The organism is Streptomyces sp. NPDC002138, from assembly GCF_040296485.1.
GTDB lineage: Bacteria > Actinomycetota > Actinomycetes > Streptomycetales > Streptomycetaceae > Streptomyces.
Genome location: NZ_JBEOXE010000079.1, coordinates 14,754 through 32,932, shown reverse-complemented (window position 1 = coordinate 32,932; position 18,179 = coordinate 14,754). Strand labels below are relative to the sequence as shown.

7 protein-coding genes are annotated in these 18,179 nt (G+C 76.4%); all 7 read left to right on the top strand.

The features are described from left to right. A partial coding sequence (locus ABT084_RS33190) for a hypothetical protein (protein ID WP_351052063.1) occupies positions 1 to 1,319 on the top strand: 1,319 nt, incomplete at its 5' end. Positions 1,320 to 1,630: 311 nt separating this feature from the next. Further along, complete coding sequence (locus ABT084_RS33185) at positions 1,631 to 1,867, top strand: MbtH family protein (RefSeq protein WP_351052060.1); 237 nt, start codon at positions 1,631 to 1,633, stop codon at positions 1,865 to 1,867. Positions 1,868 to 1,948: 81 nt separating this feature from the next. After that, on the top strand, positions 1,949 to 7,408 hold the full coding sequence (locus tag ABT084_RS33180; RefSeq protein WP_351052057.1) for a non-ribosomal peptide synthetase: 5,460 nt from the start codon (positions 1,949 to 1,951) through the stop codon (positions 7,406 to 7,408). Beyond that, positions 7,405 to 8,760: a cysteate synthase gene (locus ABT084_RS33175; protein ID WP_351052054.1), complete on the top strand. Its 1,356-nt coding sequence runs from the start codon at positions 7,405 to 7,407 to the stop codon at positions 8,758 to 8,760. Before ABT084_RS33180 ends, ABT084_RS33175 begins: the two co-directional genes overlap by 4 nt. An 83-nt stretch (positions 8,761 to 8,843) precedes the next feature. Further along, positions 8,844 to 12,098, top strand: coding sequence for a non-ribosomal peptide synthetase (locus ABT084_RS33170; protein ID WP_351052052.1), 3,255 nt, complete (start codon positions 8,844 to 8,846; stop codon positions 12,096 to 12,098). After that, a complete protein-coding gene (gene glyA / locus ABT084_RS33165) occupies positions 12,095 to 13,462 on the top strand; it encodes a serine hydroxymethyltransferase (RefSeq protein WP_351052049.1) in 1,368 nt (455 codons plus the stop codon). Before ABT084_RS33170 ends, glyA begins: the two co-directional genes overlap by 4 nt. 37 nt (positions 13,463 to 13,499) lie before the next feature. Beyond that, positions 13,500 to 18,137, top strand: a complete 4,638-nt coding sequence (locus ABT084_RS33160) for a non-ribosomal peptide synthetase (protein ID WP_351052047.1) — start codon at positions 13,500 to 13,502, stop codon at positions 18,135 to 18,137. The last annotated feature ends 42 nt before the right edge of the window (positions 18,138 to 18,179 follow it).

The following is an 18,179-nucleotide window of genomic DNA, read 5'->3' as shown; positions in this document are numbered from 1 at the left end:
CTGTGCCGCCTCCCGCTACGCCGTCTCCTCCTGCGGCGGCTCCGCGATCAGGGCCGTGCCCACCCGGCGGAAACCGATCCGCCCGTACATCCGGGACCGCCCTTTCCCCGGCCCATGCCGCCGGGCCCGCCGCAACCACCCCTGCCGCCGCCACCGCGCCCGCGCCCGTCGTCGACCCGGGCCGCGCGCCCGGGGTCGGCGGCCCCAGCCTGGCCGCCGCCCGGCCGGACCCGGCCGACCTCGACCCGCGCCGCGCCCTGCGCGCGGTGGCGTCCTGGCGGGCCGACGGCCGGGACGCCGCCCGCTTCCCGTACCGCGCGGTCCTCGGCCACTACCGGGCCGTCGGCAAGAACGCGGTCGGCGCGGAGCTGCTGACGGCCTTGCGCGCGGTCGCACCCGCCGCCCCGGCCGCCCCGGCCGCGCGGCTGCTCACCGACTGGCTGCCGCAGGTGGTGGACGGTGCGCAGGGCGACTACGACAGCTACCTCGGCACGCCGGTCTACGCCTCGCTCGCCCGGGCCGGGGCCCACGCGCGCACGGAGTTGGTGATCACCGCACTGCTCGCCGACCTGGTGGCCATCGAGGCCGCCACCCTGGCCGGAGCCCCGGACGGGCGGGCCCGTACCCGGGCCGCCCTGCGCGCCCTGACGGCGGCGACCGGGCTCGCGGCCGGATGCGGGACGGCCACCGCGCCGCAGGCCGCCGAGGACGACACGGCCGAGCTGGTCCGGGCCTGCGCCGACGCGGTCGCGGCGGCGCGGGACACGGTGCCGTCCGACGTACTGCGGGCGGTGGAGCTGACGCTGACGCCGACCACGCGGAGCCACGACGAGCAGATGTTCATCCGGGTCATCCAGATCTTCGAGGCCGTCTTCGCCGCCGTCGCCCGGTCCATGGCGGACGCCACCGAGGCGGTGGCCGCCGGTCACGGCGGCCTGGCACGGAACCTGCTGGCGGACGCCACCCGGCAGGTGGCCGGGACCTCCGGAGTGTTCCGGGTGCTGACCACCATGCCCAAGGACGCCTTCGCGGTGATCCGGGCCAACACCGACGGCCGCAGCGCGGTGCAGTCCAAGGCCTACCGGACCGTGGAACAGTCCGCCCCGGAGCTGTACCGCACCCTGCTGCGCAGCCCGCTCGTCGCGCGTGAACTCCAGCCGTCCATGAGCGAGTTGGACGACTCGTGGGGTGCGATGAAGCGCACCCACTGGGGCATCACGATGAAGGTGATCGGCAAGGTGCGCGGTACCGGCGGCACCGCCGGAGCCTCCTACCTCCGCGAGGCCGCCGAGGCCCGGCTCTTCCCCGCCCTCGGCTGAGCGCGCCGCGCCCGCCGCAGCCTCCGCCGCCGCTTCCGACCGCCCGCCAGCGGGCCGTCAGTCGGCGTTCAGTGAGCCGTCAGCGCGCCGTCGGCCCGACGCCGGTCCCGCAACCGGCAGCCGCCGGAAGGCCGTCCGCGCGCAGCCAGGACAGGCCCAGGACAGGCCCAGGACAGGCCCAGAGCGCGGTCAGGGCGGAACGACAGCATCGGAGACAGAACGGCGGGCCCGTACGGCCCGCACCGGGCGGCGGCACCGACCCCGCTGCCCACGACCCACCCACCCCCGTCCATCGGAATCGGAGCGCAGTGATGAGCAGCGAGGACACCACCGTCTACCAGGTCGTCGTCAACGACGAGGAGCAGTACTCGATCTGGCCCGCCGACCGGGAACTCCCGGCCGGCTGGCGCGCCGAGGGCCCCCGGGGCGAGAAGGCGCAGTGCCTGGCCCACATCGACGAGGTGTGGACCGACATGCGGCCGCTGAGCCTGCGCGTGGCCATGGAGCGGCAGGCCGCCGAGGCCGCCGCTCCGGCGACCGCGGGCTGAGCGCGAGCGCCGGTACGCATCGGTCGCCGACGGCGGCAGCAGGAACAGGGCATCGGACACCGAACGGTGAGGGAACAACGCGTGGACCCGCGACTTGAGCATCAGGACTGGATCTCGGCGATCGCCGCCACCGCGGCGACGGATCCGGACCGTACGGCCTTCGAGTTCTCCGGAAGGGAGGACGCGCCGGCCGAGCGGCTGAGCTACGGACAGCTCGACCGCCGGGCCCGGGCCGTCGCCGCCCGGCTGCAACGGCTCGGTCTGACCGACCGTCCGGTGCTGCTGCTCCAGCCGCCGGGTCTGGACTACGTGGTCTCCTTCGTCGCCTGCCTGTACGCCCGGGCCGTCGCGGTGCCGGTGTACCCGCCCAACCGGCGGCCGCGCTCGCTGGAGCGGCTCGTCGACATCGTCGTGGACTGCGGGGCGACGGTGGCGCTGACCACCGCCGCCGTCCGCGACCGGCTGCTGCCCGACGACCCGGACGGCGCGGTCATGGACGTACTGCGGCTGCTGGCGACCGACCAGGTGCCCGAGGCGGAAGCGGGGGACTGGACGCACCCGCGGGTCGGCCCCGACACCGTGGCCTTCCTCCAGTACACCTCCGGCTCCACCTCGGCCCCGCGCGGCGTCGTCCTCACGCACGGCAACCTGCTGCACAACTCAGCCCTGATCCAGCGGGCGTTCCGCACCACCGGCAGCACCCGCGGCATGTCCTGGCTGCCGCTCTTCCACGACATGGGACTCATCGGCGGCATGCTGCAGCCGCTGTACTACGCGGGCTCCTGCTCGCTGATGTCCCCCACCTCCTTCGGGCAGGACCCGCTGCGCTGGCTGCGCGAGATCAGCCGCAGCCGGGCCACGGTGAGCGGCGGCCCCAACTTCGCCTACGACCTGTGCGCCGACCTGGCCACCCCCGAGGTGCTGGCCGGACTCGACCTGAGCAGCTGGGAGGTGGCGTTCAACGGTGCCGAACCGGTGCGCGCCGAGACCTTCCGGCGGTTCGCCGCCGCTTACGCCCCGGCGGGCTTCCGGGCGGAGGCCTTCACCCCGTGCTACGGGCTGGCGGAGGCCACGCTGATCGTCTCCTGCAAGCCGCACGGCACGGCCCCGGCCCGCTTCCTGGCCCCGGACGCGCTGCTCGCCGGAACCGGCGACGCGGCGACGGGGACGGCGGGGGCGGGCGGCACCACCGAACTGGTCAGCAGCGGGCGCCCGGACGACTCCCAGCGGCTGGAGATCGTCGACCCGGTCACCCGACGGCCGGTGGCCGCCGGGGCGATCGGCGAGATCTGGCTCTCCGGGCCGAGCGTGGCGCAGGGCTACTGGAACCGGCCCGAACACAGCGCGGCCACCTTCGGCGCCCGCCTCGCCATCGACGGAGCGACCGAGGAGGCCGCCGCTCCGGCCGTCGAGACCGCCGTCGAGACCACCGCCGCGGCTCCTGAGCACGGCCCCGCCTTCCTGCGCACCGGCGACCTCGGGCTGCTGCACGACGGCGAGCTGTACGTCACCGGCCGCCTCAAGGACCTGATCATCGTCCGCGGCCGCAACCACTACCCGCAGGACATCGAACAGACCGTCTCGGCGGTCCACCCCGCGCTGCGCGCCAACTGCGGCGCCGCCGTCCAGGTCGAACTGGCCGGTGACGCCGAGCTGGTGATCGTCCAGGAAGTGTCCCGGGACCACCAGGACGGCGACCTGCCCGCGCTGGCCCGCACGGTGCGCGAGGCCGTCGCCGAGGCGCACGGGATACGCCCGGCCGCCGTGGTGCTGATCCGCGCCGCGACGCTGCCGCGCACCTCCAGCGGCAAGGTGCAGCGCCACGTGTGCGCCGCCTCGTACCGCGAGGGCGACCTCACCGCGCTGGCCCACAGCGGCCGCCCGCAAGGCGCCGCCGACGAGCGGACGGTGGCGCTGGACGCCGCCGCGCTGCGGGCGGCCGGCCCGGCCGAGCGCCCGGCGCTGCTGCTGGCCGCGCTGCGCGGGCTGCTCGCCGCCCGGCTCGGACTGGCCGCGGCGGACCTCGCCCCCGAGCACCGGCTCACCGAGCTGGGCCTGGACTCCCTCGGCGCGGTCCGGCTGCGGCACGAACTGCACACCGTCCTGGGCGTGGACCTGGCCCTGACCGAGGCGCTCGCCCTGGACCTGGCCGGGCTGGCCGGGCTGCTCGCCGAGCGCTTCGAGGAGGCGGCGGGGGCCGCGAAGCCCTCCGGCGCGACCGGCGCAGCCGGTGCGGCCGAGCCCACCGAGCCCGGCGATCACCCGCTGTCCCCGAACCAGTCCGCCCTCTGGCTCCTGCACCAGGTCGCCCCGGAGAGCCCCGCCTACCTGGTCTCCACCGCCTTCCGCATCCACGGCGCGGTCGACCCGGCCGCCCTGGGCAGCGCCCTGGCGGACCTGACCCGGCGGCACGCCGTACTGCGCAGCACCTTCCCCCGCACCGGTGCGGGCCCGGTACAGCGGGTGCACGCCGAGCTGCCGCCCGCCTTCGAGCAGGCCGACGCCTCCGGCTGGAGCGCGGCCGAGCTGGCCGCCCGTCTGACCGAGGCCGCCGAGCAGCCCTTCGACCTGGAGGCCGGGCCGCTGCTGCGGGCGCGGCTGTTCACCGGGGCCGAGGACGGCCACCGGCTGGTCCTGACCGCCCACCACCTCGTGGCCGACCTGTGGTCGCTGTCGCTGCTGCTGGACGAGCTGGCCGCCGCCTTCCCGACGGCGTCGCACGGCGAACCGGCCACCGCCACCGCCACCGCCGCCGACACTCCCGCCGCCCCGTTCGCCGCGTTCGCCCGCCGCCAGGCCGCCCTGGTGGACACCGCGGCCGGACGGCGCCGGCTGGACCGCTGGCGCACGGCCCTGGCCGGGGTCCGCGCCGGTACCTCCCTCCCCGCCGACCTGCCGCTGCCGCGACGCCAGCGGATGCGCGGCGCCTCGCTGCCGCTGGAAGTCGACGCCGCCACCACCGAAGCGCTGACGGCACTGGCCCGGCGCGAGGGCAGCACCCTCTACACGGTGCTGCTGGCCGCCTTCCAGCTCCTGCTGGCCCGCAGCACCGGCGAGCAGGACGTGGTCGTCGGCACCCCGACCCACGGCCGCGACGACGCCGCCTTCGCCGGTACGGTCGGCTGCCTGGTCAACACGGTGCCGCTGCGCGTCAGGATCGACGCCGCCGAGCCGTTCACCGCCCTGCTGAGCCGGGTGCGGGAGAGCGCGCGGCTCGCGCTCGACGGCGCCGAGGTGCCGTTCCCGGCCCTGGTCGAGCTGATCCGCCCGGACCGTGACCAGGGCGGACGGCCGCTGGTACGCAGCCTGTTCAGCCTCCAGCAGGCCCCCGGCGCGCACGCCGAGGCCCTGGTGGCGATGGCCACCGGCCGCGACCGCGTCCCCTTCGCCCTCGGCGCCCTGGACTGCTCGACGCTGGCGCTGCCGGTCGGCGGCAGCCAGTTCGACCTCCAGCTGACCCTGGGCGAGGCCGCGGGCGGCCTGGCCGGCGCCGTCCGCTACGACACCGACCGCTACCTGCCCACGACAGCCGAGCGCTTCGCCGCCCACTTCGCCACCCTGCTGGCGGAGATCGCGGCCGACGCCGCCCGCCCGGCCGGCGAACTGCCGCTCCTGGCCCCGGCCGAGCGTACGGCCGTACTCGCGGAGGGCAACGACACGGCCCTGGCCTACGACCCGGCCGACGGGGTGGTGCGCGGCTTCGAGGCCCAGGCCGCCCGGACCCCGTACGCCGTCGCGGTCCGCGCCGCAGGCCGCGACGGCGGGGAGGAGCTGGACTACGCGACCCTGGACCGGCTCGCCGACGGAGTCGCCGCCCGGCTGCGCACGCTGGGCATCGGCCCCGGCGCCGCCGTGGCCGTCCTGCTGCCGCGCACCCCGCGGCTGCTCGCCGCGCTGCTCGGCGTGCTCAAGTCCGGCGCCGCCTACCTGCCGCTGGACCCCGGCCACCCGGCCGAGCGGCTGGCCCTGGTGCTGGCCGACGGCGCCGCCGCCGCGGTGCTGACCGACCTGCCCGCCGACCGGGTGCCCGCCGGGGACTGGACCGTACTGGCGCTCGACACCATCGGCGAGGCGCGGCGCGGGGCCGACACCCCGATCGCCCCGGAGAGCGCGGCGTACGTCCTGCACACCTCCGGCTCGACCGGCCGCCCCAAGGGCGTCGTGGTGCCGCACCGGGCCCTGGCCAACCTGCTGGCCTCCTTCCAGCACGACCTCGCGCTCGCCCCCGGCGCGGGCTGGCTCTCCGTCACCACCCCGGCCTTCGACATCGCCGCGCTGGAGTACTTCCTGCCGCTGGTGCACGGCGCGACCGTGCACCTGGCGGACGCGGCGACGGCGGGCGACGGCTCGCGGCTGCGCGCCTGCCTGGAGACCGGCGGGATCAGCCACCTGCAGGCCACCCCGGTGACCTGGCAGCTGCTCCTGGAAGCGGGCTGGCCGGGCACCCCCGGGCTGACCGCGCTGTGCGGCGGCGAGCGGCTGCCCGTGGAGCAGGCCGCCGAGCTGCTGGCCCGCGGCGTGCGGCTGTGGCAGGTCTACGGTCCCACCGAGACCACCGTCTGGTCGGCGCGCGGCGAGCTGACCGCGGCCGACGGGGAACTGCCCCTGGGCACGCCGGTCGCCAACACCCGGCTCTACCTGACCGACCCCTTCCTGCACCCGGTCCCGGCCGGGGTCACCGGCGAGCTGCTGATCGGCGGCGACGGCCTGGCCCACGGCTACCTCGACCGGCCCGGGCTGACCGCCGAGCGCTTCGTACCGGACGCCTTCGGCGCCGTACCGGGCGCGCGGCTCTACCGCACCGGGGACCTGGTGCGGCGCGGGCCCGGCGGCGCGCTGCTCTTCGTGGGCCGCGCCGACACCCAGATCAAGCTGCACGGGCACCGGATCGAACTCGGCGAGATCGAGACCGCCCTGGAGCGGCTGCCCTCCGTACGCCGGGCGGCGGTCGTCGTGGACGGCGAGGGCGCGCGGGCCCGGCTGGTCGGGTACCTGGAACAGCACGGGACGCCCGCGGCCCCGGCCGAGCTGCGCGAGCTGCTGCGCCGCACCCTCCCCGGCTACGCGGTGCCCTCGCTGCTGGTGATGCTGGACGAGCTGCCGCTGACCGCGAACGCCAAGGTGGACCGCCGGGCGCTGCCCGCACCGGAGATCACCCGCACGGCGGGCGAGGTGGAGGAGCCGGTCGGGGCGACCGAGGAGCGGATCGCCGCGATGCTCGCCGAGCTGCTCGGTGCCGAGCGGATCGGGCGGCACGAGGACCTCTTCGAGCGGGGCGCGCACTCGCTGCTGCTGGCCCGCTTCGCCGAGCGGCTCCGGAGCGAGTTCGGCGCCGCACCGGCCCTGCACCAGCTGTTCGACCGGCCCACGGTGGCCGCGGTGGCCGCCCTCGTCGACGCCGCCCGGCGTGCGGGCGCCGCCCCGGCCGCCCGGCCCGCCCCGGTCAGGGTGGACCGTACCCGCTACGCCGTCAGCCGAGGCTCCGACGGCGCGCTGCGCCCGGTGCTCTCCGGCGCGGCCGCCGAGGGGGAAGCACGATGACCTCCGTCCCCTACCTTCCGGCGGCGCGGGCCGACCGACCGGCGAGCGGCCCCGGCGCCGCCCCGGCGGACCGCCCGTACCTGCTGCGATGTCCGGTCTGCCAGGAGAGCCGGCAGGACGACGGGCTGCGGCTGGACTGCGCCGGAACGCACCGGCCCGGCCTGCTGAGCACCGAGTACCCCCGCTCCTTCGCCCCCGGCCCCGGCAGCGGCCCGTTCCGCTACGCCTGCTGGCTGCCGACCGCCGGCCGGGCTCTGCCCGAGGGCGTCATCGGCGCCACCTACCGGGCCGAGCAGCTGGGCCGCGAGCTGGGACTGGCCGAGCTGTGGGTCGCGTTCAGCGGCTACTGGCCCGAGCGCGGCGCGGCCCTGAAGACCGGCAGCTTCAAGGAGCTGGAGGCCCAGGTGGTGCTCGCCCGGCTGCCCGAGCGGCCGCCGGTCCTGGTGGTCGCCTCGGCCGGGAACACCGCCGCCGCCTTCCTGCGGGCCTGCTCGCGAGCGCGCGTGGAGTGCGTGCTGGTCGTACCCGAGACGGCGCTGCCCGCCCTCGCCATCGCGGGTGAACGCGCCGACTGCGTACGGCTGGTGACGGTCGCCGGTGACTACACCGACGCGATCGAGCTGGCCGACGCGATAGCCGCCCGGCCCGGCTTCCAGGCCGAGGGCGGCACCCGCAACGTGGCCCGCCGCGACGGCCTCGGCACCGCGCTGCTGTCCGCCGCCGAGACCATCGGCCGACTGCCCGACCACTACGTCCAGGCCGTGGGAAGCGGCGCCGGGGCGATCGCCGCGCACCAGGCGGCCCGGCGGCTGCGCGCGGCCGGTTTCCCGGCGGCGCGGCGCCCGGGCGCCGCGTCCGGCGGGCTGCCGCGCCTGACGCTCTGCCAGAACGCCCCGTTCGCGCCGATGGTCCGCGCGTGGCAGGACGGCCTGGCGGAGCCGGTCATCGGCTGCGGACCCGACGTACGAGCGGCGGTGGCCGCCGTCCACGCCCAGGAACTCACCACCCGCAAGCCGCCGTACGCGGTGGCCGGCGGGGTGCGCGAGTGCCTCTACGAGAGCGGCGGGGAGATGCGGGCGGTGGACAACGCCGAAGCGGCCGCCGCCGGGCGGCTGTTCGCCGCCACCGAGGGCAACGACATCGAGCCGGCCGCCGCGGTGGCCCTGGCCGGGCTGCGCCAAGCGGTCGCCGCCGGACGCATCCGGCCCGGGGAAACCGTCCTGCTGCACGTCACCGGCGGCGGCCGGGCCCGCCGCGCGGCCACCCGCCCGCCCGCCACGGCCCACCCCGACCTGCGGATCCCGGCCGGACTGGGCGCCGAGGCCGCCGCCTACCTGGTGACCGGCGCATGACGAACCCGGCCCCCGGCACCCGTCCCGTGTCCGACGTCGCATTCGACCCCACCCCATCCGGTCGGCAGAGAGCAGAGCAGACCATGCAGCAGTTCGCCTTTCCCGCCACCTCGGCCCAGCGCCGGATCTGGCTGGTGGAGCGGCTGATCCCCGGCACCAGCGCCTACCACCTGCCGTTCGCCCTGCACCTCGACGGCGCGCTCGACACCGCCGCGCTGGAGGCCGCGCTGGCCGAGCTGGTCCACCGGCACGAGTCGCTGCGCACCTGCTTCGAGCAGGCGGACGGCGAGCTGCTCCAACTCGTCGCCGAGCGAGCCGCGTTCGCGCTGGAAACGCGTGAGACGGCGGACGCCGAGCTGGAGGCCGTCCTGGCCGCCGACGCCGCCCGCCCCTTCGACCTCACCCGCGGCCCGCTGCTGCGCGCCGTACTGCACCGGTCGGCGCCGCACCGCCACGTGCTGGCGATCACCGTTCACCACCTGGTGGCCGACATGTGGTCGATCGGCATCCTGCTGGCCGAACTGGCCCAGCTCTACGCCGGACGCTCCGCCGGCCTGCCCGAACTTCCGCTCCAGTACGGCGACTTCGCGGTCTGGGAAGCCCAGTCCCACGCCGCCGCCGACGGCACGGACCGCGCCCACTGGCACCAGACGCTGGCCGGTGCGCCCGAGCTGCTGGAGCTGCCCTGCGACCGGCCGCGCCCCGCCGTGCAGTCGCTGCGCGGAGCCACCCTCGCCGTGGACCTCCCGGCCGAGCTGTCGGCCGGGATCCGGGCCCTGTGCCGCCGGGCCGGAGTCACCCCGTTCATGGCGCTGCTGGCCGCCTTCCAGGCCGTACTCGCCCGGCACAGCGGCAGCGAGGACATCGTCGTCGGCACCGGCGCGGCGGTGCGTCCCGCCGAGGCCGAGGGGCTGATCGGCTGCTTCATCAACATCCTGCCGGTGCGCACCTCGCTGGCCGGCGACCCGACCTTCGACGAGCTGCTCGGCCGGGTCCGCGCGGCCTCGCTCGCCGCCTTCGAGCACCAGGAGCTGCCGTTCGAGCGGATGCTCCCCGAGCGGGCGGCCGCCCCGGCGCTCAGCCACAACCCGCTGGTCCAGTCGCTGCTGCTGGTGCAGAACGCGCCGCTGACGCCCCCCGAACTGCCCGGCCTGGCGGTCACCGTGCGCGAAGTGCCGCGCGGCGGCGCCCAGGTCGACCTCAACCTCCAACTGCGCGAGGTGGACGGCGCGTTCATTGGCACCGTCGAGTACGCGAGCGACCTGTTCGACGCGGCCACGGTCGAGCGACTGCTCGGGCACTGGCGCACCCTGCTGGCCGCCGCCGCCGTCGCCGCCCCCGGCACCCGGCTGTCGGCGCTGGCGATGCTCACCGCGGCCGAGCGGCGGCGCGCCCTGGTCGAATGGAACGACACGGCCCACGCGTACCCGGCGGGCGGGGCCCGCCTGCACGACCTCTTCGAGGAGCAGCTGGCCCGGCGCCCGCGGGACCCGGCCGTCATCGGCCCCGCCGGTGAGCTGAGCTACGCGGACCTCGACGCCCTCGCCGAGCGGATCGCCGGCCGCCTCCTCGCGTCGGGCGTGGGCCCCGACACCACCGTCGGCCTCTGCCTGGCCAAGGGCCCGGCGCTGGTCGCGGCCGTGCTCGGCGTGCTCAAGGCGGGCGGCGCCTACCTGCCGCTGGACCCGGCCTACCCGGCGCAGCGGCTGGCCTTCATGCTCCAGGACGCGGCGCCGCCGGTGGTCCTCACCGAGCGGGCCCTGGCCGGGCTGCTGCCGCCCGGCGGGGCCGAGGTGCTGGAGGTGGAGGACGCCGGGCACTGGCCCGCCGCCCGCCGCCGCCCGGCCGGGTCGACCCCGGACCACCTCGCGTACGTGATCTACACCTCGGGCTCCACCGGCACCCCCAAGGGGATCGCCGTACCGCACCGGGGCGTCGTCAACAACCTCCTCGACCTCAACGACACCTACGGCATCCAGCCCGGCGACCGGGTGCTCGGCCTGTCGTCCCCCAGCTTCGACATGTTCGTCTACGAGACCCTCGGCATCCTCGCGGCGGGCGGCGCGGTGGTCATGCCGCACCCGGACCGCGCCCGCGACCCGCACCACTGGGTCGACCTGGTGCGCCGCCACAAGGTGACGGTGTGGAATTCGGCCCCCGCCCTCGCCGACGCCTTCGTACGGGCGGGGGAGGAGCGGGGGGTGCGGCTGCCCCGGCTCAAGGCGGCCTTCTTCGGCGGGGACTGGATCCCGGTCGGCCTGCCCGGGCGCTTCCGCCGCCTCGCGCCGGACATGGCCTTCATCGCGCTCGGCGGCGCCACCGAGGCATCCATCCACTCGATCACCTACCCGGTCACCGAGACCGACCCGGCCTGGACGAGCATCCCGTACGGCCGCCCGATGGTGAACCAGCAGGCCGTCATCCTGACCCCCGCGCTGGAGCCGGCCCCGGTCGGCGTCCCGGGCGAACTCTGCCTGGCGGGAACCGGGCTGACCCGGGGATACCTGCGCCGCCCGGGTCTGACCGCGGACCGCTACCGCCCGCACCCGGGCGCCGGCACCGGTCCCGTACCGGCCGGAGCGCGGCTCTACCGCACCGGCGACCTGGCCCGCACCCGCGCCGATGGGGTGATCGAACTCATCGGGCGCCTCGACCACCAGGTCAAACTGCGCGGCCTGCGCATCGAGCTGGACGAGATCGAGGCCGTGCTGCGCCGCCACCCCGCCATCGAGCGGGCCGTGGTCAGCGCCCACGGCAGCGGCGACGACCGGCGTCTCGTCGGCTACCTGGTGCCCGCCGAGGGCGCCGAGGCCGCCGGGACCGTCCCGAGCGCCGCCGAACTGCGTGCCCTGCTCAAGGCGGACCTGCCCGAGTACATGGTCCCGGCGGTCTTCGTGACGCTGGACGCGCTGCCGCTGTCGCCCAACGGCAAGGTCGACCGCGGCGCGCTGCCGGAGCCCGACGGACGGGCCGACCGCGCCGCCGCCGCGTACGTGGCCCCCCGCGACGACACCGAGCGGGTGCTCGCCGCGCTCTGGGCCGAGCTGCTGGAGACCGACCGGGTCGGCGCCGAGGACGACTTCTTCGCACTCGGCGGCCACTCGCTGCTCGCCACCCGGCTCGCCTCGGCACTGCTGGAGACCTTCGGCGTCGAACTGCCGCTGCGCGAGCTGTTCGAGGCGCCCACCCTCGCCGAACAGGCGGTGCGCCTCGCCGCCCGGGGACGCGAGAGCGGCACCGACGTCGCGGCCGTGGCCCACATCGCCGCCGCACTGCTGGAGATGACCGACGAGGAGGCCCACGGGCTGCTCGCCGAACACGAGGAGAGCAACGCATGAGCACCACCACCACGACGAGCGCGGGCACCGGCGTGCTGGCCGACTACGCCGCCCTCGGCGCGCGCCGCCTCGCCGCCGCCGACCCGCTGCTCTGCGACCTGCTGGAGCGCGAACACGCCCGGCAGAACGAGACCCTGGCGATGGTGGCCGCCTCCAGCAGCGCCGACCCCTCGGTCCTGGCCGCCGCCGGAGCGAGCATCTCCAACGTCACCACCGAGGGCTACCCCGGCGCCCGCTACCACGCGGGCTGCGAGCTGGTCGACGAGGTCGAGCGCCTCGCGGTGGCCCGGGCCCGCTCGCTGTTCGGCGCCCGCTACGCCAACGTACAGCCGCACTCGGGCAGCACCGCCAACCAGATCGTGCTGTGCACCCTGATGAAGCCGGGCGACACCCTGCTCGGCATGGAGCTGAGCGCGGGCGGCCACCTCACCCACGGCTCCCCGGCCTCCGTATCGGGCCGGTTCTTCCACGCGGTCGGCTACGGCACCGACGCCGACGGGATGCTCGACTACGACCAGGTCGCCGAACTGGCCCGCGCACACCGGCCCAAGGTGATCGTCTGCGGCGCCAGCGCCTACCCGCGCACCGTGGACTTCCCCCGGTTCCGGCGGATCGCCGACGAGGTCGGCGCCTTCCTGCTCGCCGACATCTCGCACATCGCGGGCCTGGTCGCGGCCGGACTGCACCCCAGCCCGGTGGACCACGCGCACGCCACCACCACCAGCACCTACAAGCAGCTGTACGGGCCGCGCGGCGGCCTGATCCTGCTCGGCCGCGACGCCGACACACCCGTGCCCGGCACCCGGCGCACCCTGGCGCAGGCCATCGCGCACGGCACCTTCCCCTTCCTCCAGGGCACCCCCGACCTGGGCGCGGTCGCGGCCAAGGCGCGCGCCTTCGACATGGCCGCCCAGCCCGCGTTCCGCGCACTGGCCCAGCGCGTGGTGTCCGACGCCCGGGAGCTCGCCGACGCCTTCACCGGGCTCGGCCACATCCTGGTCACCGGCGGCACCGACAACCACATGGTGCTGCTGAACGTCGGCCCCCGCGGCCTGACCGGCGCGATCGCCGAATCCGCGCTGGCTGACTGCGGGATCGTCGTCAACCGCAACCGGATCCCGGACGACCCCCACGGCCCCCGGGTCACCAGCGGCATCCGCTTCGGCACCAACACGCTCGCGCTGCGCTCCATGGGACCGGTCGAGATGCGCCGCTGCGCCGCACTGATCGACCGGGTGCTCACCGCCGTGGTGCCCCACGGCGAGCGCGAGTTCACCCTCGATCCCGCCGTCCGCGCCGAGGTGCGCGGCGAAGTCACCCGGCTCTGCCGGGAGTTCCCGCTGCCGCACCACCTGCCGGCCTGACCCACTCCACGCCACCGACCCACCCCGGGATCACCCAATGAGCCAGTCACCCCAGCGCACCGCGCTCTCCTCCGACAAGCGCCGCCTGCTCGCCAAACTGCTCCAGCAGCAGGGCATCGCCCGCACCGGCACCGCCGACCCGATCGCCCGCCGCCCCGAAGGGGCCCGGCTGCCGCTGTCCTTCGCCCAGCAGCGCCTCTGGTTCGTCGAGCAGTTCGCCGGTCCGAGCCCGCTCTACAGCATCGCCTGCACCGTCCGGCTCAGCGGACGGCTGGACGCCGCCGCGCTCGAAGGGGCCCTGGGCCGGGTGGTGGCCCGGCACGAGGCGCTGCGCACCACCTTCCGCGTCGAGGACGGCCGCCCCGAGCAGGTCGTCCACGCCCCGGCCGGGGTCGCACTCGCGCTCACCGACCTGTCCCCATTGACCGAGGACGCCCGGCGGACCGCGCTCGACGAGCTGACCGAACAGGAGAGCCGCCGTCCCTTCGACCTGGGCGCCGGACCGCTCCTGCGAGCGGGTCTGGTCAAGACGGCCGACGAGGAGCACCTGCTGCTGCTCACCGTCCACCACATCGTGGCGGACGGCTGGTCGCTGGACATCCTGGTGCGCGAACTGGCCCACCACTACGGCGCCGACGCCCGCGAGCTGCCGGAACTCCCCGTGCAGTACGCCGACTTCGCCCTCTGGCAGCACGAGCGGGTGTCCGGCGACGTACTGGACGGCCAACTGGCGCACTGGCGCGAGCGGCTGGCGGGCGCCCCCAGCACCGTGGACCTGCCCACCGACCGGCCGCGCACCGCCCGGCAGAGCTTCGCCGGGGCCAGCTTCCCGTGGCGGCTCGACGGCGACCTCGCCACCCGGCTGACCGCCCTGGCCCGCGCGCACGACGCCACCCTGTACATGGCCCTGCTGGCCGGCTTCACGGCCGTGGCCCACCGCTGGAGCGGGCAGGAGGACCTGGTGGTCGGCTCGCCGGTCGCGAACCGCAACCACCCGCAGACCGAGGGCCTGATCGGCTTCTTCGTCAACATGCTGCCGCTGCGCGCCGACCTCTCCGGCAACCCCACCTTCCGCGAACTGATGGGCCGCGTACGGGAGTCCGCGCTCGCCGCCTACGCCCACCAGGACGTGCCCTTCGAGCGGATCGTCGAGGAGACCCGGCCCGACCGGGACGCGGGCGGCCGCACCCCCTTCGCCAACCTGCTGCTGGTCCTCCAGAACACCCCGGAGACCCGGATCGAGCTGCCCGGGCTGCGCATGGACGTGGCCGCGGTGGACACCGGCACCGCCAAGTTCGACCTGCACCTCCAGGTCACCGAGACCCCGCAGGGCCTGACCGGCCTGGCCGACTACAGCACCGAGCTGTACGACGAGCGCACCGTGCGCCGCTTCATCGACCAGTGGCTGCGCCTGCTGACCGCCGCGGTCGCCGACCCGGACACCCGCCTGGACGCGCTGCCGCTGCTGAGCGGCGCCGAGCGCCGCGCCGAGCTGGCGGCGGGCGCGGCCCGGCACCCGGCCGCCGCGACCGGCCACGCCACCGCCGCGACCGGCCACACCACGGCCGGGCGCGCCACCACCGCGGGGGCGCGCAGCCTTCCGGCGGCCTTCGCCGAGCAGGTCCGGCTGCGGCCCGGCGCGATCGCGGTCGGCTGCGGCGAGCAGCGCCTGAGCTACGCCGAGCTGGACCGCCGCTCGGACGCGCTGGCCCTGCGGCTGCGCGCGCTGGGCGTGGGCCCGGAGAGCCGGGTGGCGATCTGCGTCGAGCCCTCGGTGCGCCTGGTCACCGGGATCCTGGGCATCCTCAAGAGCGGCGGCGCCTACGTCCCGCTCGACCCGCGCCACCCGGCCGAGCGCCTCGCCTTCACCCTCGCCGACTCCGGCGCGGTGGCCCTGGTCGCCGACCCCGAGCACGCCGCGCTCGCCGACGGCGTCCCGGTGCTGGACGTGGACCAGCCGCTGTCCGCGGAGCCGCTCGCACCCGCCCCGCTGGGCCCGGACCACCTCGCGTACGTGATCTACACCTCCGGCACGACGGGCCGCCCCAAGGGCGCGCTCCTCACCCACGCCAACGTCCTGAGGCTGTTCGACGCGGCCGCCGCGGACGTGTCCTTCGGCCCGGACGACGTCTGGTCGCTCTACCACTCGGCCGCCTTCGACTTCTCCGTCTGGGAGATCTGGGGCGCCCTGCTGCACGGCGGCCGGATCGCCGTGGTGCCGCAGGAGGCCCGCCGCACCCCCGCCGCCTGCCACGCCCTGGTGCGCGCCGAGGGCGTCACCGTCCTCAGCCAGACGCCCACGGCGTTCCGCCAGTTCGCCGACGCCGACGCCGACGCGGCGGCCGACGGGCCGGGAGCGGCCCCGCTCGCGCTGCGGCACGTCGTCTTCGGCGGCGAGGCCCTGGAGCCGGGCACGCTGCGCGACTGGGCCGCCAGGCACCCCGACGGCCCGCGCCTGGTGAACATGTACGGCATCACCGAGACAACCGTGCACGTCACCGCGCACACCCTCGGCCCGGCCGACCTGGCCGCCCCCGGCAGCGTCATCGGCCGCCCGCTCGGCGACCTGGCGGTGCACCTGCTGGACCGGCGCGGCGAGCCGGTGCCGCCCGGCGTCCCCGGCGAGCTGTGCGTCGGCGGACCGGGCCTGGCCCGCGGCTACCTGGGCCGCCCCGGCCTGACCGCCGAACGCTTCGTGCCCTCCCCGCTCGGCGACGGCGCGCGGCTCTACCGCAGCGGCGACCTGGCCCGCCGCCTGCCCGACGGCACGCTGGAGTACCTGGGCCGGATGGACCAGCAGGTCAAGGTCCGCGGGCACCGCGTCGAACTCGGCGAGATCGAGGCGGAGCTGGGCGCCCACCCGGGCGTCCGGCACGCGGCCGTACTGCCCGGCCAGGCCCCGGACGGCGCCACCGGGCTGGTCGCCTACCTGGTCCCCGACCCGGAGGCCGTCCAACCGGCGCAGGGCGGAGGCCGCACGGCCGACGCCGAGCAGGTCGCCCAGTGGCGCACCGTCTTCGACACCGCCTACGACCAGTACGAGCAGGTCGGCGGCGCCGATCCCACCTTCAACATCCGCGGGTGGAGCAGCAGTTACACCGGTGAGCCGATCCCGGCCGAGGAGATGCGGCGCTGGGTCGAGGACACCGTCGCCCTGGTCCGCCGCACCGGCCCGCGCCGGGTCCTGGAGATCGGCAGCGGCACCGGCCTGCTCCTCTTCCGGCTGGCCGGCGCCTGCGAGCAGTACACGGGCCTGGACCTGTCCGAGACCGCGGTCGCCCACGTCCGCCGCCACCTCCCGGCCGACTGGGAGCACGTACGCCTGCTGCGCCGCGCCGGGCACGAGGTGGACGACCTGGCGGCCGAGGAATTCGACACGGTGATCGTCAACTCGGTGGCCCAGTACCTGCCGAGCGCCGCCTACCTCGTCGAGGTCCTCACCAAGGCCGCCGCCGTCCTCGCCCCGGGCGGCCGGATCGTGATCGGCGACGTACGCCACCTGGCCCTGCTCGACGCCTTCCAGGTCTCGGTGCTCCGGCCGGCCCTGCCCGCCGGGGCGAGCGAGGCCGAGCTGGCCCGCCAGGTCCGCCTCGCCGTACGGCAGGAGGACGAACTGCTCCTCGACCCGCGCTTCTTCGAGGCGCTGCGCCTGGAGATCCCGCGGATCGGCCGCGTCGAGGTGTCGCTCAAGCCGGGCCGCGACCCCAACGAGATGACCCGCTACCGCTACGACGTGGTGCTCCACCTGGACACCGAGCCCGCCCCCGCCACCACCCCGGTGCGCACGGTGCCCTGGACCGGCGGCGACCCGCGGACCCTGCTGGACGGTTCCCCGCTGGTGATCACCGGCATCCCCAACGCCCGCGTGGACGCGGACGCCCGCGCCGCCGCCCGGCTCGCGGCGGCGGGTACGGACCCGGCGGCCCCCGGCGCCCCCGAGGACCCCGCCGCCCTCGACCCGCAGGAGCTGCGCGAGCTGGCCGACGCCCTCGGCCTCGCCGTCGAGCTCAGCTGGGCGCACGGCGACCCGCTCGGCCGCTTCGACGCCGCCTTCCGCCCGGCGGGCACCGACCCGGCGACCGCGCCGGCGCCCGCCGGGGACAGCGCGGGCCTGCCGTGGCCGCACTGGGCGAACGACCCGCACCGCGGCCGCGCCGCCCGCGGCCTGGTGCCCCGGCTCCGCACCCACCTGCGGGAGCGGCTGCCGGAGTACATGGTCCCGGAGGCCTTCGTCACCCTCGACGCGCTCCCGCTGACCGCCAACGGCAAGCTCGACCGGGCCGCCCTGCCCGCGCCGGACTGGTCCACCGGCTCCACCTCCCTGCTCGCCCCGCGCGACGAGACCGAGCGGGCCCTCGCCGAGATCTGGAGCAGCGTCCTCGGCGTGGCCCGGATCGGCCTGGCCGACGACTTCTTCGACCTCGGCGGCCACTCGCTGCTCGCCGTCCAGGTGACCGCCGCCGTGCGCGAGGCCCTGGGCCGCGAGCTGACGGTCCGGGCGCTGTTCGAGGCCCCGGTCCTGGGCGAGTACGCCGAGACGGTGCGCCGCGCTCCGGCCGCCGGCGCGCCCGTCGAGCAGGCCGGGCCGGTGCGCGAGTCCCTCGCGGCCGCCGACGCCGGGTTCGACGACCTGTCCGCCGACGACCTGGCCGCGCTGATGGGCGGGGAGCTGTGAGCACCGACCTCCCCACCCCGCCGCCGCCCCCGGCCCCCACCC